Genomic DNA, 22,338 nt, shown 5'->3' on the forward strand with positions numbered 1-22,338 from the left:
CGGCATCACGCGATCCACGTCTGCGTCGTGGGATCCCAGCGCTTCCAGGTGTCGCCGAAGCGCTGCTGCAGGAACTTGGTGCCGGCGTCGACCCGGAATTGCGTGGTGGCGAACAGGCCGTCGAGCCCGGGGTCGTCGTAGTGCTGCACCGCGACCACATCCTCGGCGTGGGCGTGGAAGGTCACCTGCAGCGCGAGGCCGTCGGCCTCGACCACCGCGTAGCCGTGCGAGGTGACGTCAGCGTGGGCGAGGTGGGGGTTGGGTCCGTCGGTGAGCTGCAGCAGATCGCGGATCGCACCCGCCAGCTGGCTGGCGCCCGAGACCATGCTGAGCACCGGATCGTCTTCGACTTGGTTCTGCAGAAGGCGCTGGAAGGTGGTCGAGCTGATCGAGCTGGTGACGAACTCGAGGACCGAGCGCGAGGGATCATCCCGCACCGCCGGCGTACCGGCGAAGAAGGCGTGGATGTCCCCGGTGATCGCGACCACGCCGGGCACGTCGGACAGTACCCGCAGCAGCGCGTCGCGGCGGTTGCCCATGCCGTTCCAGTCGTCGACGTTGATGTGGAAGACGCGCTGGAACGAGGGCGGCACCGACAACAGCCGTAGATCGATCTGCAGCGGCATGAGGCAGAACTCGTTGCCCCACACCTTCCAGGTCGCGTCCGAGCCCTGCATGGTGTCGAGAAACCACTGCTCCTGCGCGTCGCCCATGGCCTGCTCACTGGCGCCACCGGAATCCTGCCAGCGCACGGCGGCGAGCCGCGCGAAGGCGTCACGCGCGACCAGGTAGCGCGAGCCGATGCGCGACCACAGGCTGCCCTTCATGAGGTTGGCCCAGGCGTAGCCGAGGGGCAGCGTCGCGAGCATCGCCTCGTCGATGGCCGCGGGCGCACCGAGCTCGGCGACGACGTCGTTGATCCACGAGGCAGCGATCGCACCGCTCACGCGATCGCTGGGATAGCCGGCCGCATCAGCGGCCTGCACCAACGCGTCGCGGTAGATGCCGCCGGCGAAGGTCGCGATGTCCTCGACGTAGGCCCCGGCGTCGTCGGGCACGCCACCGGAGCCCTCGAGCTGCGCCTGCGTCAGCACCACCGCACCGGGATAAGCGTCCTCGGGCACGAGGTGGTCGGAGCGGCGTGATCGCAGGTCGGTCAGCACCAGGTGCACGTGACGACCGAACCGGAAGTCCCGCCAGATGCGGATGTCGTCGGGCGGCGCGACCGCGGGGTCGTACTCGAAGCTGGGGTCGCCGGCGTAGTCGACCGGCATGTACTCGAACCACGCGAGGTTGGCATTGCTGCGCCGCTGCACGTCGGTCTCGTCGACGCGACCGTCCTGATAGGTCGCGGTCGCGCCCCAGCAGTCGTCGGAGAACTCGTGGTCGTCCCAGATCGCGAGCATCGGCAGCTGTTCGTGCACGCGCTGCAGGGCGGCATCCGAGCGGAACAGCCGGTAGAGCTGGCGGTAGTTGTCGAGCGAGCGCGCAGCCTCGAAGCCGCCGTCGCCGGTGCGATCGACCGACAGCACGCCCGCGGTGTCCTCGAACACGACCTCGCGCCCTTCGCTGCCCTGCTGGAAGCCCGCGTCGCCGGCGGTCTCGTAGATGTAGTCACCCAGGTGCACGAAGAAGTCGAGCTCGGGCTGCTGCGCGAGGTGGGCGTAGCCATTGTAGTAGCGACCGCCGTAGTCCTGGCAGGCGACGAATGCGAAGCGCACCGGGCGATCGGCGTCGACCGCAGGGGCGGTGCGCGTGCGCCCGATCTGGCTGGCCTTGAGCTCGCCATCGACCTCGGCGACGAAGCGGTAATAGTAGACCGTGTCGGCCTCGAGACCGGCGGCGCGCACCTTCACGCAGTGGTCGTGGTCGAGCGTGGCCAGCACCCGGGGCGCGCGATCCCACTGCGCGCGCTGGCGCAGCTCGACGTCGCGGTAGAGCTCGAGCTCGACCTCGACGTCGCCGTCGTCACCCGTCTCCACGCGAGTCCAGAGGATCACCGCGTCGGGCTGTGGATCACCCGAGGCAACCGACTGCGGGAACAGCTCGGGCGCCGGTACGGCCGCGCGCGGTTCGCCCGAGCCGCACGCCACGCTGAAGCCGCCCACGCTCGCCAGGGTCGCACGCAAGAACTCCCGCCGCTGCATCGCCATGGTCCACCGTTGCCCTTGCAAGAACGGCGAGGAGCATACCCCCAAGCCGCGCGGTTCGTGTTTCAATCACGCGACATGGAGCCCCGCGACGCAGGCGCTGCCCCGCCGCCGATGCGGCCGAACACGCCGCGGATCGTGCACGGCCCGCTCGGCGACGAACCGCAGTCGGTCATCCGTCGTGCGCTCGCGGTCCTGATCGCGCTGGGCTGCCTCGGGCTCGACCTCGCCTGGCCGGGCACGATCACCGGCATGCTGGCCGAGTTCGCGATGTTCGGCCTGTTCATCGGATTGCTCGCGGGCATGCTGCGGAGCCGCTCGATGCGGGTGCGCCGACTCGCCAGCGCGCTCGTCGGCGCCGACGCCATCATCTTGCTGACGCTGTTCGCGATGTTCATCGCGCGCGGCTACATCCTTTCGCAGCAGTTCGGTGGTCCCAGCGACGAGTACGACAAGGCCGCCCGCATCTACGACGTCGTGTTCCTCATCATCGGCGCGCTCCAAGGCTTCTCGGCAGCGATGCCCGAGCGCCTGGTGCGGCTCGCACTCAAGCTCGCGCAGCGCCCGGCGATGATGCTCGCCAGCAGCTTCGCGGCGATGATCCTGGTTGGCACGCTGATGCTGACGCTGCCGGTCTCGGTGGAGAACGTCTCCTACGTCTCGTTCGTCGATTCGCTCTTCACGGTGACCTCGGCGGTGTGCGTGACCGGCTTGACGGTGAACGACCCCGGGCTCTCGTACACGTTCTTCGGCGAGTTCACGATCCTGCTGTCGATCCAGCTCGGCGGCATCGGCATCATGACCCTGGCAGCGCTCACGCTTGCGTTCGCCCGCGACACCGCGCTCGCGACCCAGCTGCGCTACGCCGCGATGCTCGACGCGCGCACGCTCACCGACCTGCGCACCACCGTACAGAGCATCGTGGTCGGCACCCTGGCGATCGAGGCGGTCGGCGCGTTGCTGCTGTACCTGCAGTTCGACGGCGACCCGCGCGTGCAGGGCTCGGCGCTGTGGCTGGCGGTGTTCCACGCGGTCTCGGCGTTCTGCAACGCCGGCTTCGCGCTGTTTCCCGGCAACCTGACGCCGTTCGCCGACGACTTCGGCGTGCAGGGCGTGATCATGGTGCTGGTGATCTTCGGTGGCATCGGCTTCCCGGTGATGCGCGAGCTGGTGCTGTTGGTGCGGCTTCGTGTCGCCCACCGCCTGACCCGCGGACGACCGGATCAGGTCGCAGTGCCGCTGATGTCGCTCGCCACGCGGGTGGTGCTGTGGACCAGCGCCGCCTTGATCCTGGTCGGCATGGCCATCACGCTGGCGGTCGAGTGGCGCAAGGGCTTCGTGCACCTGAGCGTGCCGCAGCGCTTCCTCGCGGCGCTGTTCCACTCGGTGTGTACGCGCACCGCCGGCTTCAACACGGTGGACGTCGGCGCCATGGCAATGCCGACGTTGCTGTGGACGTGCGTGCTGATGTTCATCGGTGGATCGCCGGGCTCGACCGCCGGTGGCATCAAGACCACCACCTTCGCGACCCTCCTGGCGACCCTGCGCGCAGAGCTACGCGGCCACGAGCCCGTGCTCGGAAACCGCGCCATCGCCCCCGAGGTGTTCCGCCGCGCGACCGCGGTGGTGTCGATCTCGGCCGCGATCGTGCTGGTGGCCGTGACGCTGCTCAGCTTCACGGAGGAGCACGACTTCATGAAGCTCCTGTTCGAGTCGGTGTCGGCCTTCGCGACCGTGGGCCTCTCGACCGGCATCACCGGCTCGCTGACCGCGTTCGGCAAGCTCGTCATCGTCGCGACCATGTTCATCGGCCGCTGTGGTCCGCTCACCGTCGCGCTGGCGGTCGCCTCGGCCGAGCACAGCAAGCCACCCTATCGCCTGGCTCGCGAGAGCCTGCCCATCGGATGAAGGAAGACCCATGGCCAAACGCATCCTCGTGATCGGACTCGGACGCTTCGGGGCGGCCGTCGCAGAGGCGCTCGCCCAGCACGGCTGCGAGGTCGTCGCCGCCGACAACGACATGAACCACATCGACGCGATCAAGAACCGCGTCACCTATGCGCTCGAGCTCGACGCGACCGACGTGAACGCGCTGCGCTCGATCGATCCCACCAGCTGCCACGCTGCGGTGGTCGCGGTCGGCGAGCACTTCGAGAACGCCGTGCTCACGGTCGCGGCGCTGCGCGAGGTGGGCGTGCAGACCATCATCGCCCGCGCGATCTCACCACGACACGGCCGTATCTTGATGGCCGCCGGGGCCAACCGCGTGATCGAGATCGAGGCCGAGATGGGCCGCGCGCTGGGCCGCGAGCTCGCCGGCGGAGCCGACCTCGCCAGCCAGGCGACCGCGACGGTGCTGCACGCCGCCGGTGTCGCGCCCGCGGGCGCACCACCGCCGGGCGCGATGCCGCCGCCCGGCGGGCCGCTGCCGCGTTAGGGCAGCGGACTAGCGCTCGCACACGCGGTACGTCGTCGCGCCGCCGTCGAAGCAGCTGACCGACTCGACGCACCCCCACCAGATCCAGTCGACCGAGCACACCTGGCAGACCTGGCTGTGGCCGATCCAGCCCGTCAGCCTGCAGGCCATCAGCGGCTCGTCGTCACTGACGAGTTCGTCGGGGAGCGAGGCGCTCGGCGGCACGTCGGTGTCATCGCCCGGCGCGGGGACCACGAATTCATCGTCGAGCCGCACGACCTGGTAGTCCTCGGCGCCGACGTGGTCGGCCAGTTCGGCCGCGAGGTCCTGGAACTCGGCGGTGTCGTCCGGGTCGGCGGAGCAGGCACCGAGGCCCATCGCAAGGGCAAGGGATGTGAAGCAGATGATTCGCAAGGAGGTGGAGAAGAGGCGCATGTCAGTGTGGACGGGGGAAGGCCCGAACTGATCACGAACATGTTCGAGGACGAGCGAGCACACCGCCGCGCGCGTCAGGGCAGCGGGAGCCAAAGCCGAACGTTGCGATCCTCGGGCGTGCCCTCGCCGGTCAGCTGCCAACCCGAGGTGAGATCCGTGATCGCACGCAGTCGCCCCTCGGTGCCGAGTGCATCGCCGTCGAACGCCAGATCGAGCGCGACCGAGGTGAGGCTGATGAAGCCGTTGTCCTCGTTGCGCAGCTCGAGCACGCGCATCTCGTGCGGGTGATCGGCGATCGCCGAGGTGATGACCTCCCAATAGGCGTGGCCGCCCATCGGCTCCACCGCGATCACGCGGTGGACGTGCGAGTGGCCACACAGGTGCGCGATGACGTTGTCGTACTCGCCGAGCAGGGCCTGGAACTCGTCGGTGGTGAGCGCATCCGGCTGCACTGCGCCACCCACACCGCCGCCGTCGCCGAGCGAGGTCGAAGCATGGTGGCTGGCGACGAACACGAACTTGCCGTCGTCGACCGCGGCGTCGAGCGCCGGCCGCAGGAACGCGTCGACCTCGGCCTGCCGTACGACCCCCTCGGCGCCGCCGGTCTGCGCCGCGGTGTCGAGCGCGATGAAGCGGACGTTGGTGTCGGGCACATCGAACACGTAGTTGGCCTTGCCCGCCGCGATTGCGTCGTCGGTGACGCCGTGACCGTCACCGCTGGCGCGAACCAGCTCGAGCAACGCCCCGCCGTCGAGCAGCGCACGGTTGTCGTCGGCGGGGATCGGGCCCATCGTGGGCGGTCCACCCGGCATCGACCAGTCGCGCGTGAGCGCATTGACGTGATCACCGATGGCAGCGTCGGCCCGCGATGCGATCGTGAAATTGCCCTGCACGAGCACGTCGTGGTTGCCCATCACCCAGTACCACGGCACGTCGAGTCCGACCGGCGTGAAGCGATCCTTGGGATCGTTGGCCTCGCCGGGCACGGGATCGTCGTCGATGCCGGAGTCGCACTCGACCGCGCCGACGCCGTCGAGCAGCTGCAGGAACCACTGCACCTCGTTGGTCTGCGCGTTGTCGGCGTTGTCGCCCCCGAGGATCACGAAGTCGAGCGGATCGGCCGCGTGCACCGCGTTGATGGTGCGCGCGGCGGCATTGACCATGTGGCAGGCGTAGGCCTCTTGTGGTCGGAACGCGCCCGCGGCGGCGCCGGGACTGTCGAAGCCGATCAGGCGCGTGGGCGACTCGTCGTCGGCGAGCTGGGTGTCCGCCAGATGCACGAAGCGCGCGACGCGGGCCGCCGCCGCACCGGCCGCTGGGGGATCGGTGCCGTCCATCGTGACGTCGACGACGTCTTCGCCCGGCGCGTCGTCCTCGTCACCGTAGCCATCGACGATCATCTGCTCGAGCTGGGCGGGATCCTTGGGGTCGTTCTCCATCATGTCGGCGATCGCGTGCACCGGCACGCGTCGCACCTCGGTGGTCAGCAATGCTTCGTCCAACGGCGGCAGCGGCTCGGGCAGTGGCTCGCCGGTGGAGCTGCTCGACTCGCCGCTGTCGGCGACCCCGGTCGTGGTCGTGGCATCGCCCGACGAGCTGTCGGCCGCGGCGGTGGTGACGTCATCGCCGGTGGTGCCATCGCCGGCCGCGGGGTCGTGCTTGCAACCGAGGCCGATCGCCAACAGGGGGAGGACGCCAAGCTGCAGTCTCATGCTCGCGCTAGCGTAACGGCAGCGCGTCGAACCTGTCACGGTCGCGTCGCGCCGAGCCGCACCGCGCGGACGCGCGCCGAGAGCAGCAGCGGCGACAACGGTGTCGGCGGCGGTGACTCGGCCGGCGCGGCGTGGGCCGACGGCGGGGGCAGCGGCAGGCTCGCCGCGGTCGCGTACGCGCTCGCGAGTGCATCCCCGTAGGCCTCGGCCTGTCCACCGCCGTTGTAGCCGCGCGCGAACTCGACCCACCGTAGCGCCCGGAGATCCCGCAACAGCTCGCGGCGCCGGTGGATGTACCCGGTGGCGTACTGACAGTAGTCGAAGAAGCCGAGCACGTGGGCGCGCTCGTCGGCCTGGAACGCGTCGTACATCGCTCGCTCGCTCTCGTAGCCGATGAGCCTGCGGTTGCTGATCAAGATCTGCGGCCCGCCGATGCTGATGCACGACAGCGCGTCGGCGTCGCCCGCGAGCTGCCGCGCGAAGGCCAGTACCTCGTACTCGCGACTCTGCTCGCCGTGGAAGGTCTGCCACGCCGCGCTCGGATCGACGCGGAAGCGATGGTTCTTCCACGACGAGCCGCCGACGCCGGCGTGGCCACCGTGCTGGAAGCTCGCGTCGTAGGCGGCGACGTGTTCGCGCCCCCAGCGGTTGTAGAGGAGGTGGTTCTCGAAGCGGATGATGGCCTTGCCCGACGTGTGCGCGGCGCCACCGCTCTCGACCTTCCACACTGCGAGGACCGCGGGGATGGGGATGCCGGTCTGCTCGTGGATGGCATACATGAGACCGCCCAAGCGATTGAACGCGCGCGCGATCGCAGCCTTGCCGCTGGGCCACGCGTCGTCGATCGCGAGCGGCTGCGGAGGCGCCAGCGCGACCGCAGCGAGCTTGGGGTCGTCCTTGAAGTAGCCGCCCAGGTTGGTCCGCAGGGTCCAGCCGATCGTCGCGCCGGCGGGCGTCGAGACCCGCACGTGGGCGTCGTCGGCCGAGCGCTCGTCGATGCGCACGCGATCCCATCGAGGAATACGCCGGCCCTGCGAAGCGAAGGCCGGCGGGCCCCCGCGCACGACCGCGTCGGGATCGAGCACGGTCTCGACGTCACCGACGCGTGCCAGCGGAATCTCGCGATCGAAGTCGATCTCGGGGTCGTCGGGCACGTCGCCGTAGTCTCCGCCCTCGAAGATCGCGAGCTCGTCGGCCGCCAGGTAGGCAGCCACACGATCCAGCACGCCGGCATCGAGGTCGACCAACAGCGGCGAGTGTCGGAACGCGTCGATGCCGATGCGCTGCGCGTGGGCCACGATGGCGTCGAGCTGACGCTGCGACAGCGGAGTCTGCACGAGGCGACGCACGGTCGACTCGGTCGCGATCGCCTGCGCGCGGGCGTCCTGGATCACCGCTGCGCGCGAGGCACCCGCAACAGCCGCCGCGAGGCTTCGACCTGCGATCCACGCCAAGCCGTCGTGGCTGAGCGAGGGTTGCGACGCCGGCACTTCCTCGGGGTCGTCGACGTCGCGCAGCAGCTCGAGACGCAGCTCCCCGCGGCGCGCCAAGGAGAGGTCGATGGCCGGGCGTTCGAGCGTGGAGAGATCGAGCGAACCGCGAAACGTCTCGGGCGTGGCCATGCCCGCGCTAGCGTATCGGAGCCCGCGCGACGCGGACGCGCGCGCGACCTGACGACGTTCGGCCCGCGCCCGCGACCGTGGTCGCGAGCGTGGGCCGTTGGATCGTTCGCGCCGACGTACCGGCGCGCAGGCCCGAGGTTGGTCTCGGGAGACCCGCACTACTGGCAGGCGAGGTGGACGTCGATCACCGCACCGTGCTCGATCGCGCCGCCGCGTCCGACGAAGGTGAACGACGCCCGCTCGACGCCGCAGTTGCCCCGATCGTCGCAGCGCTGCTCGACCTGGTAGCCCAGCTCGATGTCGAGCACACCGAAGGCCGACAGCGGCAGCTGCTCGCCGGCGACACCGCGCCGATCACCGTCGACATCGCTCCACAGCACCAGACGATCGAACGCGGCGTCCGCGGGCGTGATGCGTCCGTCATGATCGTCGTCGAGCTCGGCGAGCGCCATGAAGCCCTGACTCGCGCGGGCGCCACTGGCCAGCCGCGTACCCGAGCCGAAGAGCTCGCGACCATCGCCGATGAGGCCGTCGCCGTCGCGATCGAGCGCGAGCCACGGCGTGGTGGCGGTGGGCCAGTCGGTGCCGAGGCACGCGCCCTTCACGTCGAGGTCGAACGCGGCGGTGCCGGTGGCGTATTCGGGTTCGCTGCGATCGAAGGAGAACACCAGCGGGGTGCCTTCTTCGCCGCCGCCGTTGCCGGCGCAGACGCAGCCCATGGGGTCTTCGCAGGTCCACGTCGGCGCGCCCTCGACCAGCTCGCAGTGCGCGAGCTCCCCGCTGCCCGGGCACTCCGAGATGTCGCCCGGGTTGCACGCCGGCGTCAGACACGGACCCCACTGCTCGCCATCGCAGTACTGCATGCCCTCGGGGACCTCGTCGCTGGCGCACGTCCGCGACACGCCGGCCGCGTCGCAGACCGGTGGCGCCTCGTTGCCGGTCGACGAACTTGCGTCGTCGTCGGTGTCGCCATCGGTGTCGTCGTCGGTGTCGCCGTCGGTGTCGCCATCGTCGTCGGTGTCGCCCTGGCTCGCCGAGGCCTGGTTCGACACCACGTCATTGCCGTCGTCCTTCTCGACATCGCACGCCACCGCCATCGAACCCACGCACAAGCCAACCATGCACACTCTACGCATCCAACTTCGCCTCCGCGCCCCGACAGGTGGGCGCCTTCGACCGTACGAGTGTCGACCTCGGGGCCGTCGATCGCTGGCGAGGGAGAAAAAAATCTCGGGCCACGACCGGGCGATCGCGCGCCCCTCGCCTCGTTGCGAGCCCGCGGGCTCCGCTGCTACGCTGGCTTGCATGGTGGGTATGGACGGGTGGAGTGGCCGAGGCCGCGGGGGCCGGCGATGGAGGCTGGGCGCGCTGGTGCTGCACTGTGCTCCTGTGGTCGCTTCGGTCGGCGCTTGTGTCGGCGCCGAGTCGGCGGACGCGCTGCCGGGCTCGTCGTCCGGTGGCGCAGAGGCGAGCAGCAGCGGTGGTGGGGTCGCGGACGACGCGTCGGGCATCAGTGCCGGCGACACCGCGGGTGCCGCCGACGACGGTGTGCCGCCGGGCTGCGACGACGGTAGCAACGGCTACAGCATGACCAGCGACACCGGCGGCAGCGCCGAGGACAGCGGCGGCGGACTGGGTGACGACATCCCCATCGGCGCGACCGTGTTCGCGGTGCGCGGCGGTGAGTTCGGGCCCGGCACGCTGATCGAGATCACCGACGTGGTCGTGATCGCTCCGGTGGTCGCAGTGGGCACTGGCAGCCTCTTGTTCGTACAAGCGGTGGACGGCGGCGAGTACTCCGGCATCTCCGTGCACGTACCGGCCTCGGTGCCGGCGGTCGACCCGGGCATGCGCGTGCGCGTCGTCGGCCGCGTCGCAATCGATCTCAGCTCGACGCAGATCGTCGTCGACGAGGTGCTGGGCGAGGTCGTCGACGATGGTGACGCACCGATCCCCGACGCGACCACGCTCGCCGCCGACGAGCTCGCGGCACCGAGCTCGGGGCCTGCGCCGTGGGAGAGCACGCTCGTGCGCATCGCGACGCCCACCGTCCGCGACGACGGCGTATGCCCCGGCGAGTTCGCCCTCACCGGCGCGCTGCGGGTCGACGATCTGTTCCTCGGCGCGCAGGCACCCTCGCCGGCGGCCGGGGCCACCTACGCCGCGATCACCGGCGTGCTGCGCTTCACCGACGACGACTTCGAGCTCGCGCCGCGCTCGCTCGCGGACCTCGAGATGTGATGGCGCCCGCATGCCGCCCCACGCGGGCGGGGGGCCGCGCCGCTCGAGCCGCTCACGACAGCGGTGGATCCCAGTTCGACGCCTCGGGCACGCCGGGCGGCGGCAGGTGAATCGGCGTGCGGACACCGAGCGAGCCGCCCTTGATGGTCGTGCTGCCGGTGATGCAGTCGACGCTGTAGTCGCGGGTGCCGAGCGCATCGTTGACGCTGGTGCTGCGAAACACGTGGGCCTCGAGGGAGATCGTCGACGTGCCGCGCGCGAGGCGTGAGCCGTCGAGGTAGCCCCACACCGTCACGACCTTCTTGTTCTCCCACACGCCGGTGCCGCCCTCGAGCTTCCACTCGCGGTAGACCACGATGACTTCCATGCGCCCCTGTCGCCACTCGTCGATCAGCATCTTGCCGGCCTCGTCGCCGCCGTCCTCGATGGTGAACGAGATGTGTCCTTGGCCCTGGCCGGCCTGGATGTTGCTGTCGTCCATGTCCACCGCACCCAGGTAGGCGTTGGTGAAGTAGCCGCCTTGGTGGTCCTTCAGCACCAGCGCGCCGCCGTCGGGGATCCACGCGCGAGTCTGGTCGTTGTCGTTCGACGGCATCGCGGTGAACACATGGATGGAACGCTTCTTCGAGTCGGTGCTCATGGTGTCTGTTGGGCTGCAGACGATGGGATGCCCCGGCGCGACTGCGGTTCACAGGGCGCGTTCGATCGCGCCTTGGCCTCACTCCCACCGTCGCAGGGACGCCGCATCACCGCACGCCAGCGGATCCGCGAGGTCCACGGCCGGCATGTGGCCGCCCACGATCGCGCCCATGGCCTGGCATGGACCCTGGGCGGAGGGGACCAAGCCCGTGAGATCCGGATCGGCTTCGACGGCGTCGAGATCGAAGCCGTAGGTCGCGCGCCACCCAGCCAGGTCGAATGCGCCCCCCGCCGCGCCGTAGTTCTCGGCCTCCGCGAAGCCGAACGACGCGGCGCCAGACTCGGCGTGATAGCAGTTCGCCGCCAGCGTGACACCAACCGCGTAGGCGTCGTGCAGCGCATCACTCATGTAAGGATTGAAGAGCACGGTGCGCCGCTCGCCGCTGTGATCGCTGCTGGTGTCGACGACGAGGTTGCGCTCGATCGCATTGTCGGTGAGATCGGCCCAGCCCTCGCCTTGCCAATCGAGCGTCGGCGACACGTAGATCCCCACCGTGGTGATCAACGTATTGGCCTCGATCCACTGATCCCACTGGTGCGTGGGACCGCCGAAGTCGATGCTCGAGATCCCGACCGCGCTGTCGACCACGACGTTGTGGTGCACGTGCGCGTGCGCCGTGCCGATGCCGACGCCGAACACGTTGCCCTCGAAGTAGCAGTCGTGGACCTCGAAGGTGCCCGCGGGTGTGGGGCTCGCGTGCTTGTACTTCACCCCGAACCCCGAGGACTGCGAGTCGGGGCCCTCGCTCTGGTAGAAGGCGCAGTGGCGGAGCTCGACCGCGCCGTCGTTCGAGAACAGCACCAAGTTGCCGCTGTTCTCGGTTTGGGTGCCGGCGGCGGCGGCGGTACGGTCGTAGTTGTCGGCGAACACGCTGTCGTGGACGACGACGTCGCCGCTGCCCAGGATCTCGAGCCCCGCGACGTTGTCGGCTGCGACGCCATCGGTGTCGTAGACGAGCACGCTCCCGATGTCGACGCGCTCGGCCTCCTCGATGCGAATGCCGCGTCCATGGGCCTCGCGCACCTCGAGACCTTCGATCACGATGTCGCTGGATTGTGCGACGAGCACCCCGAGCGCGTCGCCCTCGGGTGCGAGGATCGGCCGCTCGCTGGGATAGCGCTTGATCGTGATCGGTGCGCCCTCGCCGTGGACGCCGCGCAGGTACAGCACGTAGCTGCCGCCGCCCTCGGGGCCCGAGTCGTCACCCGGGTGGAACACGTCGGTGAGGGTGCCGTCGCGCACGTAGACGACGTCCCCCGGCGCGAGCGCAGTCCACTGCGCCGGCGGGGGATAGACGCCGTAGTAGATGCTGCTGTTGAGGTTGACGAAGCTGCGCCACGGTGACGCCGCCGAGCCGTCGCCAGTGTCGTCGCCCGCGACGGGATCGATGTAGAAGCAGCGGCCGTCGCCGCTCGCCTCGCACGGAGGTTCGGCCGGTGGCGGCGAGCACTCATCCGGCGCGTCACCGGTGGTGGTGTCGTCGCTCGTGGCCGTGGTCGGATCGGAGGCGGAGTCGTCGAGGGTGCCGGAGCCGTCCGCGGTGGACGCTGTGCTCGACGCGCTGTCCGAGGCACCGCCGGTGGTCGAGACCGTGACGGCCGAGTCGCTCATGGCCGAGTCGCCGGCGGGATCCGAGGCGCACGCCACGGCGAGCAGGTGCGGGAACGGGATGGTCGTGATGCGTCGCGGCACGGTGAACCTCGGGAGGTGAAGACCCGCGGCGCGTCGATCGGTTCATGGGAACGTCGAGCTCCCGCCCACGGCCCCCCAAAGTGCCCTCGCTGCGGCGCCCCGACCGGCCCCGCGCGCGCGAACGAACGCCGCGATCAACATCCGCTGGCTCAGGGCGCCAGCCCGCGGAGGATCAGACCGACGTTTTCCTCGATCAGCACCTCGGGATCCGACCACTTCTGCTGCGGCGACAGGATCAGCAGCGCGAGCAGCCCGTGCTGGGCCGCGAGCACGGTCTCGGCCATCGTCACGAGATCGCCCTGACGCACCTGACCGGCCTCCTGGCACCGACGCAGGCCCTCGACCAGGTACATGAACGTGTTGATGCGCGGCCGCCCCCAGCGATCGATGTGCTGCAGCGGCGCTCGGTGATCCCAGTCGTCGCGCGGCCGCCGGGTCAAGAAGACGACGCGGTAGTGATCGGGGTTGGCCAGCCCGAAGCGCAGGTACGCACGCAGCCCCTCGCGCAGGAGATCGATGGGCGCGTCGTCGCGGGCCAACAGGGCGTCGAGCGCCGGAGCGATCTGCGAGAACACCTGATGGCAGACCGTGTCGAGCAGCTCGTCCTTCTCCTGGAAGTAGAGGTAGAGCGCGGTCGACGAGATGCCCACGGCCGCCGCGACCTTGCGCATCGAGACGCCCTCGTAGCCGTCGGACACCAGCAGACTGGTCGCGGCCGCGATGATCTCGTCCTTGCGGTCGGCCCCCTCACCCCGGCGCTTCCGCACGCTCTTGGGCGCGGCCTTCTTGCGCTGCCGGGTCACGGGCCGCTTCGCCGCCATCCCCCTGTTCATGCCACGAAATCGGCCCTGCGGCACGGGTAACATCGGCTATGTTAACGGCGTTCACTGAACACTGGTAACCGAGCGGTTCCGACTCGCCATGCCCGCCACCGCCCTCGAGAGTGCCCCCGCCGCCCCGGCCTCGCGCGCGTCGCCGTGGACGTGGTCGATGACCACGAAGCTCGCGTGGCGGAACCTCGCGCACGATCGCGTGCGGCTGGTGGTGACGCTCGTCGGCATCGTGTTCTCGGTGGTGCTGATGGGGATGCAGTCGGGTCTGCTGGTCGGCTTCACGCGCACGACCACCGGGCTGGTCGACAACGCGCGGGCCGACCTGTGGATGGTGCCCAAGGGCACGCTCGACGTGGATCTCGGCGGACCGCTCGACGAGCGCCGGCGCTACCAGGCGCTCGCGGTCGCTGGCGTGGCGAAGGCCGAACCCTACCTCGTCAACTTCGCCCGCTGGAAGAAGCCCGACGGGGGCACCGAGTCGATCCAGCTCGTGGGTCACCAGCTCGGTGACGTGCTCGGCGGACCGTGGAACCTCGAGGTCGGATCGATCGACGACCTGCGGCGCCCCGACGGCGTCATCGTCGACCGACTCTACGCCGGCAAGCTCGGGGTCTCGGCGGTGGGCGACACCGTCGAGATCAACGGCCGTCGCGCGCGCGTCGTCGGCTTCACCCGGGGCATCCGCACCTTCACGCAGTCGCCCTACGTGTTCACGTCGCTGCCCAACGCCCGCGAGTTTGTCGGGCTGCCCGGCACGACGGTGGGCTACGTGCTGCTCGCGCTGGCGCCCGGTGCCGACGCGGCGGCCGTCGAGTCCGAGATCGAGGCGCGCATCCCCGAGGTCGAGGTCTATCAGAGCGCGGCGTTCGCCGAGTCGTCGTCATCGTACTGGCTGTTCACGACCGGGGCCGGCTTCTCGCTCATCATCTCGGCGCTGCTGGGCCTGGTCGTCGGCATCGTGATCGTCGCGCAGACGCTCTACGCCTCGACGATCGATCGCCTGCCCGAGTACGCGACCCTGAAGGCGATGGGCGCGCCCAACTCGTACCTGTACCGCATCATCGTCGCGCAGGCGGGCATCGGCGCGGTGATCGGCTACGCGGCGGGCATCGTGATCGTCATCGGTCTCGTGTTCGCGTCACGCGAGGCCAGTGCGGCGCCGGTGCTGCCGGTGTCGCTCGCGCTCGGCCTGGGCGCGTTGACGCTGGTGATGTGCATCGGCGCGGCAGTGCTGTCGATCCGCAAGGTGATGGCGATCGACCCGGTGGGGGTGTTCCGATGACATCGATCCTGCGCGCAACCGACATCCGCCACGTCTACGGCAGCGGACCGACGGCGTTCGAGGCCCTGCGCGGGGTCTCGTTCGAGATCCAGCGCGGCGAGGTCGTGCTGCTGCTCGGCCCGTCGGGCTCGGGCAAGACCACGCTGCTGCAGGTCATCGGCGGCCTGCTGCGCCCGACCTCGGGCACGCTGACCCTGGGCGGGCAGTCGCTCGACGGCCTCGACCTCGAGGCGCTCGGTCGGGTGCGGCTGGCCAACTTCGGCTTCGTGTTCCAGGCGTACAACCTGTTCCCCACGCTGACCGCCGCCGAGAACGTCGAGGTCGCGCTCGACCTCATCGGCATCCGCGGCGCGAACGCACGAAGGCGATCGCGGGAGCTGCTCGCCGAGGTCGGCCTCGCCGAGAAGGCCGAGAGCTTTCCCGCGCAGATGTCGGGCGGCCAGAAACAGCGCGTGGCGATCGCCCGCGCCCTCGCGGCCGACCCGGCCGTGGTGCTCGCCGACGAGCCCACCGCCGCGCTCGACTCGCACAGCGGCGCAAAGGTCGTCGGGCTGTTCCGACGCCTGGCCGATCAGGGTCGCGCCGTGGTCATCGTCACCCACGACAGCCGCATCCTCGGCGCGGGGGATCGCATCGTCGAGATGGAAGACGGCGTGGTCGTGCCCGGCACGCATCACGCCGTCGCGCACGGGGCCGACGCCCAGGGAGCACACGCATGAAGACGTCACGATGGGTGGGCATGGCGGCCGTGGCCGCGGCGGTTGCAGGTGGCGCGAGCCTGAACCTGCGCGCGCAGGACGAGCCCGCAGCGCCAGTGGTCGCTGCGGCGCCGCTGGGCCTCGCCGCCCCGGGACGCGTCGAGCCGGCCGGCGAGGAGCGCGAGATCGGAGCCCGCATGCCTGGCCTGCTGGTCGCGGTGCACGTCGACGAGAACGACGTCGTCGAGGCTGGAGCGGTACTCGCCGAGATCGATCGCTCGGATCTCGAGGCCGAGCGCACCGCGGCGCTCGCGACGATCGAGCTGCGCAAGGCCGAGCGGGCGCGGCTCGTCAACGGGGCCCGCTCGCAGGAGCGCCAGGCGGCGAAGGCCCGGGTCGCCGCGGCCGAGGCCTCGCTCGCCCTCGCTCGCAAGGAGCACGCGCGCATCGAGCCGCTCGCGCAGACCGGCGTGCTCACGGCGGCGGAGCTCGATCGTGCCCTCGAGCGGGTCGAGTCCGCGACCGCGCAGTCGTCCGAGGCCAGCAAGCAGCTCGCCCTGCTGCAGGCGGCGACGCGCTCCGACGACGTGAAGATCGCGGACGCGCAGATCGCCGTCGCCGAGGCGCGGCTCGAGGCCATCGACGCCGCCATCGAGAAGTCGTACGTGCGCTCGCCGGTGGCGGGCACGGTGCTGCGCCGGTTCCGTCGCCAAGGCGAGACCGTCGGCACGCAGCCGCCCACGGTGCTCTTCGTGGTCGGCGATCTCTCGCATCGCATGGTGCGCGCGGAGGTCGACGAAGTCGATGTCGCGCGGATCCACGAGGGCGATCGGGTCGAGGTCGTCGCCGATGCGTACCCGGGCCAGCGCTACGGCGGGCGGGTCACGCGGGTCGGGCGTCGGGTCGGCGGCAAGACGGTCACCACCGAGCGCCCGCAGGAGCGCCAGGATCGAAAGGTCCTCGATGCGATGATCGAGCTCGATCCGGGCAGCGAGCTACCCGTGGGATTGCGCGTCGACGTGTTCGTGGTGGACTGAAGCCGAGCATCGGGGCCCGCAGCGGGTTGCCGTGCGAACCCGCCGCACACCAACGGCGCAACCGCCCGCGTCGGGCCCTCGCATGCGCGGTCACAACCCCCGCAGCGAGGCGATCAGCGCGTCGCAGCGCTCGACCGCGCTCGTGCGGCCGAGCGCGGCGAAGTCGGCCCGCGCGTCGCGGGCTAGCACGCGGGCCTCGGCGTCGTCGCGGCCGACCAGCGCCTCGGCGAGCATCAGTCGCACCCGTGCGAAGTCGGCCGCCGCCGCGCCCTCGCGCTCCCAGCCCCGCAGCGCGCGGCGCAGCACCTGCTCGGCCGCGACCGGCTGACCCGCGGCCAGCTGCGACTCGCCGAGCGCGACCAGGTAGGCCGCGAGGTTCGACGATGCGGCGCCCTCGATGCGCTCGCGGATCGCGATCGCGTCCTCCAGCACCGCGACCGCCTCGCGGGCGTCGGCGGGGGTGGTCAGCATCGAGCGGCGCAGCACGGCCGCCAGGTTGTAGAGCGCGTTGGCGACCTCGAGGTCGTCGGCCGCACCACCCCGCGCACTGGCGAGCGCACGGCGCAGCCAAGTCCCGGCCTGCTCGAGGTCGCCCTCGCGCAGCCACGCATTGCCAATCACCCCGAACAGCCGCGCGGTGCTCGGGTGGTGCTCGCCCCACACCGCCAGCGCCTGCGGCACCGCGGGCTCGAGCTCCGTCAGGGCCTCGCGCGCGCGATCGAGTCGGCCGAGCGCACTCGCGAGGTTGATGCGTGCGGCCAGGGTGTCGGGATGCGCCGCGCCGAGGCTCTGCTCGAACGCCGCGATGGCGTTGCGGTGGTGGGTGACCGCGGCCTCGCGATCGTCACCACCCCCGCGTGCGATGAGCAGGCCGAGGTCGTTCTCGAGCTGTCCGCGCAGCAGCGGCGGATCACCCATCGCGGCCAGCAACGCGGCAGCCTGCTCCGCGAGCGCGCGGGCCTCCGAGGCGCGGGTGGAATCGCTGGCGATGGCGTAGATCAGTTGGATCGTCGCATGCGCGCGCAGCGATGGATCGTCGATCACCGTCGCGTGTTCGACGGCGCGGGCGGCCGCGCGCTCGGCCGCGAGCATGTCGCCTTGGCGCTGCAGCAGCTTGGCCTCGAGCACACGGGCCCCGCTCGCGGTCGCCCACGCGCCGAGGCGCTCCGCCCCCGCTGCGGCCTGGCGTGCGTCGACGAGCGCGCCCTCGAGCCTCGCCGAGAAGTCGTCAGATGCCGCGAACACCAGCTCCGCGTGCACCAAGCGCGCGGCCGCGAGTGCATCGGCCGCCGCCGCCAGGCTGCTCGCGTCGTCGGGATCGAGCAGCGCGACCAGCTTGGCGCGACGCGGGTCGGCACACGCGGTTGCATCGGAGAGGCTCAGCACCCGGTGGGGCGCGGCCGCGATCGCCCCCGGGGACCCGCTCGCCATGCCCGCGAGCACGCGCTCCACCTCGTCGCGACTCTGACGCAGGCACGACGCGCTCGCCGGTGCGAAGTCGGCGTCGTCGCGCACACCGGTGGCGACGCACGCGGCCCTGGCTGCGTCGACCATGCGCGCCGACGCGGCGTCGAGACCCGCCGCGGTCGTGGCCCAGGCGGTGGTCGCGAACGGCATCGACGAGCGCTCGAACGAGTCGTGCAGCGCCGCGCGCCGCGACTCGCCCCACGCGTCGCGCTCCGCCGATCCGGCGTCGCGGCAGCGATCATCGCGGCCGAGCGCCCACGCCCCCGCGACCGCGGCCAGCGACAGCGGCACCGCGAGTCGCCATCGCCGGCGGCGCGTTGCCGCCAGCGCGGTCAACAGCGACCGCATGTCGGGCCAGCGTTGTGCCGGCGCGATCGCCAGCGCGCGCCCGAGCACGATCCGCAGCGCGCGGGGCAGCTTCGGCGACCACGCCGGCACGCCGTCGCGGGCCATCGCGGTGCGCAACGACGCGAGGTCGTCACCCACGAATGGTCGCTGACCGACGATGGCCTCGTACAACGCGACCGCGAACGAGAACTGATCCGAGCGCGCGTCGGCGGTCGCGCCCGCGAGCTGCTCGGGTGCCATGTACGCGGGCGTGCCCAGCAGCGCGCCGGCGTGGGTCTGCATCAGCGACAGCGGATCGGCGCCCTCGCGGGCGCCACTGGGCCGCGCGAGCCCGAAGTCGACCACCCGCGGTCGTCCGTCGCGACCCACCAGCACGTTGTCGGGCTTGAAGTCGCGGTGCACCACGCCGACCTCGTGGGCCGCGGCCAACCCGGCGCCGACCTGCAGGTACATCGCGACGATCTCGTCGGGCGAGCGGGCGCACTCGGCCTGCCACTGCGCGAGGCTCTCACCTTCGATGTACTCCATCGCGACGAAGCCACCGCCGTGGGCGGTGCCGACCTCGTGCACGACCACGACGTTGGGATGGGCCAGCTTCGCCAACGCGCGCGCCTCCCCGAGCAGCCGCGCCTGCAGCTCGGGATCACCGGCCAACGGCGTGCGCAACAGCTTCACCGCGACCGCGCGATCGAGCTCGTCGTCGTGGGCCAGCCACACCGTGCCCATCGCGCCCGAGCCCAGCGCACGCACCACGCGGAATCGACCGAGGGTCGTCGGGGGAGCGTCGGCCCCGAACAGCGCGGCGTGGACCTGCGCGGCGATCACCGCGTCGGCGAAGCTGTCGGCGAGCAGCGGCTTGCCGGGACCGCCGGTGGTCATCCCGGCGACTCGTCGTTGCCGCCGCTGCCCGCGATCTGCTGGCGCACCTGCTCGGCCCATGCGAGCAGGTCATCCTCGCTCGGCGGGGAGGCGTCACCGGGCCCGACGAGGCGCGCGTGCACGCGCTCGCGCAGCCGCGCGAGGCCGCGACGGACACGACCGCGCACGGTGCCCTCCGGCAGCGCCAGCAGCTCACCGATCTGCGCGCCGCTGTGGCCCTCGAAGTACATCAGCTCGAGCACCACCTGGTCCTCGATCGGGATCTCGCGCAGGGCCTCGACCAGCGCCTGCGTCTCGCGGCGTGCCGAGATGATCGAGCTCGCCGACTGCGGTGCGAGCTCGTGCACGCACACGACCGCGAAGTCGAGGCCCTCGCGCTCGCGCTTGGCCCGCTTGCGGATGTACGCGAACAGGACGTTGTTGGCGATCTGGTAGATGAAGCGCCGGACGCTGGTCTCGTGGCGGAACTCGTCGCGACTGCCGACGCAGCCGAGGAAGGTCTGGTTCACGAGGTCGGCGATGTCCGACTCCGCCGTGACCTTGTTGCGGAAGAAGCGGATGATCTCCGGCATCCGGCGCCGCACCAGCGCGCTGCCGGCCCGCGCGTCGCCGCCGCGCCAGGCCAGCAGCAGGGCTGCATCGTCATCGGTCGCATCGACCACCGGCCCCACGATAGCAGCCGAGCGGCCGCGCGCGCACGGCCGCGCCGGCGGCGGGCCGTGGGCCGCGCACGCCCTCGCTCACCAGCTGTAGACCAGCGCGTCGGCCCACCCATCGAGGTGGATCACGATCTCGCCGGTGGTGGTCTGGTAGCCGCTCTCGTACGCGGCACGCACCGACGACAGATCCAGGGTGACGGTGTCGCTCAGCTCCGCCTCGCAGGGGTCGTCGTTGGATTCGTGCGACACGAAGGCCCAGATCTGCACGGGATCCGACTCTGCGAAGAGGCCGCTCCAACAGCCACCGAGCACGTGCGGCTCACAACCACCACCGTAGCTCACCGCGACCTCGAGGGTATCGTCGACGATCATGGCGCCTTGCACGAACAGCGGATCCTTCGGGCCCTCGCACACCTCGAGCACTGGATCGACGCAGTCGATCTTGGTGCAGCCCCAGTGACCCTCGTAGCACTCGCAGGTGTTGCACTCGTCGACCTGCGTCGCGCCGTCTTCGCACTCTGCGGGGCCGCCATCGCCACCGTCGCAGCCGAGCTCGGTGCACGCCCAGTAGCCGTCGAGGCAGCCGCAGGTGTTGCAATCGACCATCTTGCTGTCGCCGGGCTGGCACTCGTTGCCGCCGCCGCCCGAACCACCCCCAGTATCCGTGCCGCCGCCCGAGCCACCCGCGGTGTCCGAGCCGCTGCCCTCGGTCTCGTTGCCGAGGTTCTTTGGCGGCAGATCGCACGCCGCGGCCGTCATCATCACCGTCGCCACCAATCCAATCGAACGCATCGTCATCACCACACTCCTCGAACGCTCATAGTCCGCCCGTAGGTCCGTCCGTCACGTCGTCGGTGCACACGCGGCGGACGCGGGCGACCAGCGGCGAGTCGGGCCAGCGCGCGACGAATGCGTCGGCCTCGCGGCGCGCCTGCGAACGCTGGGCATCGGCGCACAGCGCCAGCACGCGCGCGGCGGCCCGCTCGGGCAGCAGCGCACCGTCGCCGAAGCGGCGCTGTGCCTCGGCGAGCAGCGCGAGCGCACGCGCTGCATCGCCCTGCCGCGTCGCCGCGGTCGCGGCGCGGACCAGCTCGAGCTCGCTGGCGCCCGGCTCGCGAGGGGCTGCCGGCGGCTCGGCGCCCGCAGCCCGCCCGGATCGCGCGGCCGCACCAGCGCGATCCGCATCGACGTGCTCCGCTGCCGGCACGTCCGCATCGCCCGTGGCGGGCGCGGCAACGATCTCGGGCAACGTCGCCGGCTCGGGCGCACGCGCCGGCGGCGTGTTCGATTCGACGGTCTGCGGTGACATGCCAGGCCCACGCTGCAGCGGCGCCAGCTCGCGCGCCGCGGGCTGCTCCCGCGACACCGACATGCGCCCCAGCGCGACCGCGAGTACGGCCGCCGCGGCCGCGGCGACGCCGATCCAGATCCACCGCGACGACCTGACCACCGGCGGCGGCGCGAGGCCGTGCTCGAGTCGCTGCCACACCGCGTGCCGCACCGCATCGGGGAGCCGATCGCCGTCACGGCAGATCTCGAGCACCGCGCGCGAAGCGTCGTCGAGCTCGTCGTCGGTCACGGCGTCCCCCGCCCTTGCCAGCGCGCGACCGCCAGCGAGAAGGCCTGCCGCGCCAGTCGCAGGCGCGAGTAGGCGGTGTTGAGATTGATGCCGAGGCTCTCGGCGACCTCTGGCATCGCTGCGCCCTCGAGCTCGACCAGCTCGAACACGTCGCGCTTACCGTCGTCGAGCTCGGCCAGGAACCCGCGCATGAACGCGAGCGCCTCGCTCCGTGAGGCCCCGTGTTCGGGGTCGGCATCGATCGCCGGCGCCGCGGGCTGCTCGGCAACCACGCGCAGGCGCGCCTGCTCCCGCGCGCGACCGCGACGCAGGTTGCTCGTGACCCCGCGTGCGATGTGGAACAGCCACGTGGTGATCGACGCGCGGCCGTCGTACTGCGGCAGCCGACGCTGCGCGATCAGGAAGACCTCGTGCATCACGTCCTGGGCCTCGGCGTCGGGGATGCCGTGACGACGCACGACGCGCCACACGAACTCGGCGTGGCGCTCGTAGATCTCGGCGATCGTCGGCTTCGCATCGGACTGGCCTCGGTGTCGCGGATCCGCGGACGCGGTCGCCCCCATCGCTGCTCGTAGTCCGCCCGGCGGC

At 71.1% G+C, this 22,338-nt stretch carries 19 protein-coding genes; 6 read left to right on the forward strand and 13 right to left on the reverse strand.

Features of this window, described 5'->3' with window-relative positions; genetic code table 11:
* Window positions 1–5 precede the first annotated feature (5 nt).
* On the reverse strand, window positions 6–2,153 hold the full coding sequence (locus IPH07_21715; GenBank protein MBK6920031.1) for an alkaline phosphatase D family protein: 2,148 nt from the start codon (window positions 2,151–2,153) through the stop codon (window positions 6–8).
* Window positions 2,154–2,228: 75 nt separating this feature from the next.
* Here IPH07_21715 and IPH07_21720 point away from each other — a divergent pair, with 75 nt between their 5' ends.
* Window positions 2,229–4,058, forward strand: coding sequence for a TrkH family potassium uptake protein (locus tag IPH07_21720; GenBank protein MBK6920032.1), 1,830 nt, complete (start codon window positions 2,229–2,231; stop codon window positions 4,056–4,058).
* A gap of 10 nt (window positions 4,059–4,068) precedes the next feature.
* The gene (locus tag IPH07_21725) at window positions 4,069–4,587 is read left to right on the forward strand and encodes a TrkA family potassium uptake protein (GenBank protein MBK6920033.1); all 519 of its coding nucleotides are present in this window, start codon (window positions 4,069–4,071) and stop codon (window positions 4,585–4,587) included.
* A 9-nt stretch (window positions 4,588–4,596) separates the two neighbouring features.
* Here the strand turns inward: IPH07_21725 and IPH07_21730 are convergent, their stop codons facing one another.
* The 4 genes from IPH07_21730 to IPH07_21745 all read right to left on the reverse strand — a co-directional run bounded on the left by IPH07_21730 (window position 4,597) and on the right by IPH07_21745 (window position 9,456).
* Window positions 4,597–5,094: a hypothetical protein gene (locus IPH07_21730; GenBank protein ID MBK6920034.1), complete on the reverse strand. Its 498-nt coding sequence runs from the start codon at window positions 5,092–5,094 to the stop codon at window positions 4,597–4,599.
* Window positions 5,076–6,713, reverse strand: coding sequence for a metallophosphoesterase (locus tag IPH07_21735; GenBank protein ID MBK6920035.1), 1,638 nt, complete (start codon window positions 6,711–6,713; stop codon window positions 5,076–5,078). The genes IPH07_21730 and IPH07_21735 overlap by 19 nt, the downstream gene beginning before the upstream one ends.
* Before the next feature lie 35 nt (window positions 6,714–6,748).
* Window positions 6,749–8,335 carry a DUF3380 domain-containing protein gene (locus IPH07_21740; protein ID MBK6920036.1) on the reverse strand — a complete coding sequence of 529 codons (1,587 nt, stop codon included), beginning with the start codon at window positions 8,333–8,335 and terminating at the stop codon, window positions 6,749–6,751.
* A 158-nt stretch (window positions 8,336–8,493) separates the two neighbouring features.
* Window positions 8,494–9,456 (reverse strand): calcium-binding protein, encoded by a 963-nt coding sequence (locus IPH07_21745; protein MBK6920037.1) that lies wholly within the window; start codon window positions 9,454–9,456, stop codon window positions 8,494–8,496.
* Between the two features lie 250 nt (window positions 9,457–9,706).
* Here IPH07_21745 and IPH07_21750 point away from each other — a divergent pair, with 250 nt between their 5' ends.
* Window positions 9,707–10,576, forward strand: coding sequence for a hypothetical protein (locus IPH07_21750; protein ID MBK6920038.1), 870 nt, complete (start codon window positions 9,707–9,709; stop codon window positions 10,574–10,576).
* Window positions 10,577–10,628: 52 nt separating this feature from the next.
* Here IPH07_21750 and IPH07_21755 read toward each other — a convergent pair whose 3' ends face one another.
* The 3 genes from IPH07_21755 to IPH07_21765 form a co-directional block, all read right to left on the reverse strand.
* Complete coding sequence (locus IPH07_21755) at window positions 10,629–11,216, reverse strand: hypothetical protein (protein MBK6920039.1); 588 nt, start codon at window positions 11,214–11,216, stop codon at window positions 10,629–10,631.
* 78 nt (window positions 11,217–11,294) lie between these two features.
* Window positions 11,295–12,968 carry a right-handed parallel beta-helix repeat-containing protein gene (locus IPH07_21760; protein ID MBK6920040.1) on the reverse strand — a complete coding sequence of 558 codons (1,674 nt, stop codon included), beginning with the start codon at window positions 12,966–12,968 and terminating at the stop codon, window positions 11,295–11,297.
* Window positions 12,969–13,117: 149 nt separating this feature from the next.
* Window positions 13,118–13,789 (reverse strand): TetR/AcrR family transcriptional regulator, encoded by a 672-nt coding sequence (locus IPH07_21765; protein MBK6920041.1) that lies wholly within the window; start codon window positions 13,787–13,789, stop codon window positions 13,118–13,120.
* Window positions 13,790–13,958: 169 nt separating this feature from the next.
* Between IPH07_21765 and IPH07_21770 the strand changes: the two genes are divergently transcribed.
* Genes IPH07_21770 through IPH07_21780 form a run of 3 tightly spaced genes read left to right on the forward strand, consistent with a single transcriptional unit; the run spans window position 13,959 to window position 16,818 of the window.
* Window positions 13,959–15,083 carry an ABC transporter permease gene (locus tag IPH07_21770; protein MBK6920042.1) on the forward strand — a complete coding sequence of 375 codons (1,125 nt, stop codon included), beginning with the start codon at window positions 13,959–13,961 and terminating at the stop codon, window positions 15,081–15,083.
* The gene (locus IPH07_21775; GenBank protein ID MBK6920043.1) at window positions 15,080–15,802 is read left to right on the forward strand and encodes an ABC transporter ATP-binding protein; all 723 of its coding nucleotides are present in this window, start codon (window positions 15,080–15,082) and stop codon (window positions 15,800–15,802) included. The genes IPH07_21770 and IPH07_21775 overlap by 4 nt, the downstream gene beginning before the upstream one ends.
* The gene (locus IPH07_21780) at window positions 15,799–16,818 is read left to right on the forward strand and encodes an efflux RND transporter periplasmic adaptor subunit (GenBank protein MBK6920044.1); all 1,020 of its coding nucleotides are present in this window, start codon (window positions 15,799–15,801) and stop codon (window positions 16,816–16,818) included. The genes IPH07_21775 and IPH07_21780 overlap by 4 nt, the downstream gene beginning before the upstream one ends.
* Before the next feature lie 90 nt (window positions 16,819–16,908).
* Here the strand turns inward: IPH07_21780 and IPH07_21785 are convergent, their stop codons facing one another.
* From IPH07_21785 to IPH07_21805, 5 genes are all read right to left on the reverse strand, one after another.
* Window positions 16,909–19,512 carry a serine/threonine protein kinase gene (locus tag IPH07_21785; GenBank protein MBK6920045.1) on the reverse strand — a complete coding sequence of 868 codons (2,604 nt, stop codon included), beginning with the start codon at window positions 19,510–19,512 and terminating at the stop codon, window positions 16,909–16,911.
* A complete protein-coding gene (locus IPH07_21790) occupies window positions 19,509–20,174 on the reverse strand; it encodes a sigma-70 family RNA polymerase sigma factor (protein MBK6920046.1) in 666 nt (221 codons plus the stop codon). Before IPH07_21790 ends, IPH07_21785 begins: the two co-directional genes overlap by 4 nt.
* Window positions 20,175–20,252: 78 nt before the next feature.
* Window positions 20,253–20,969, reverse strand: a complete 717-nt coding sequence (locus IPH07_21795; protein MBK6920047.1) for a hypothetical protein — start codon at window positions 20,967–20,969, stop codon at window positions 20,253–20,255.
* A gap of 19 nt (window positions 20,970–20,988) precedes the next feature.
* On the reverse strand, window positions 20,989–21,750 hold the full coding sequence (locus IPH07_21800) for a hypothetical protein (GenBank protein MBK6920048.1): 762 nt from the start codon (window positions 21,748–21,750) through the stop codon (window positions 20,989–20,991).
* Entirely contained in the window at window positions 21,747–22,313 is a 567-nt protein-coding gene (locus IPH07_21805) for a sigma-70 family RNA polymerase sigma factor (GenBank protein ID MBK6920049.1), read from the reverse strand. The genes IPH07_21800 and IPH07_21805 overlap by 4 nt, the downstream gene beginning before the upstream one ends.
* Window positions 22,314–22,338 lie beyond the last annotated feature (25 nt).

This window comes from Deltaproteobacteria bacterium (assembly GCA_016709225.1).
GTDB lineage: Bacteria > Myxococcota_A > Polyangia > Nannocystales > Nannocystaceae > Xiheibacterium > Xiheibacterium phototrophicum.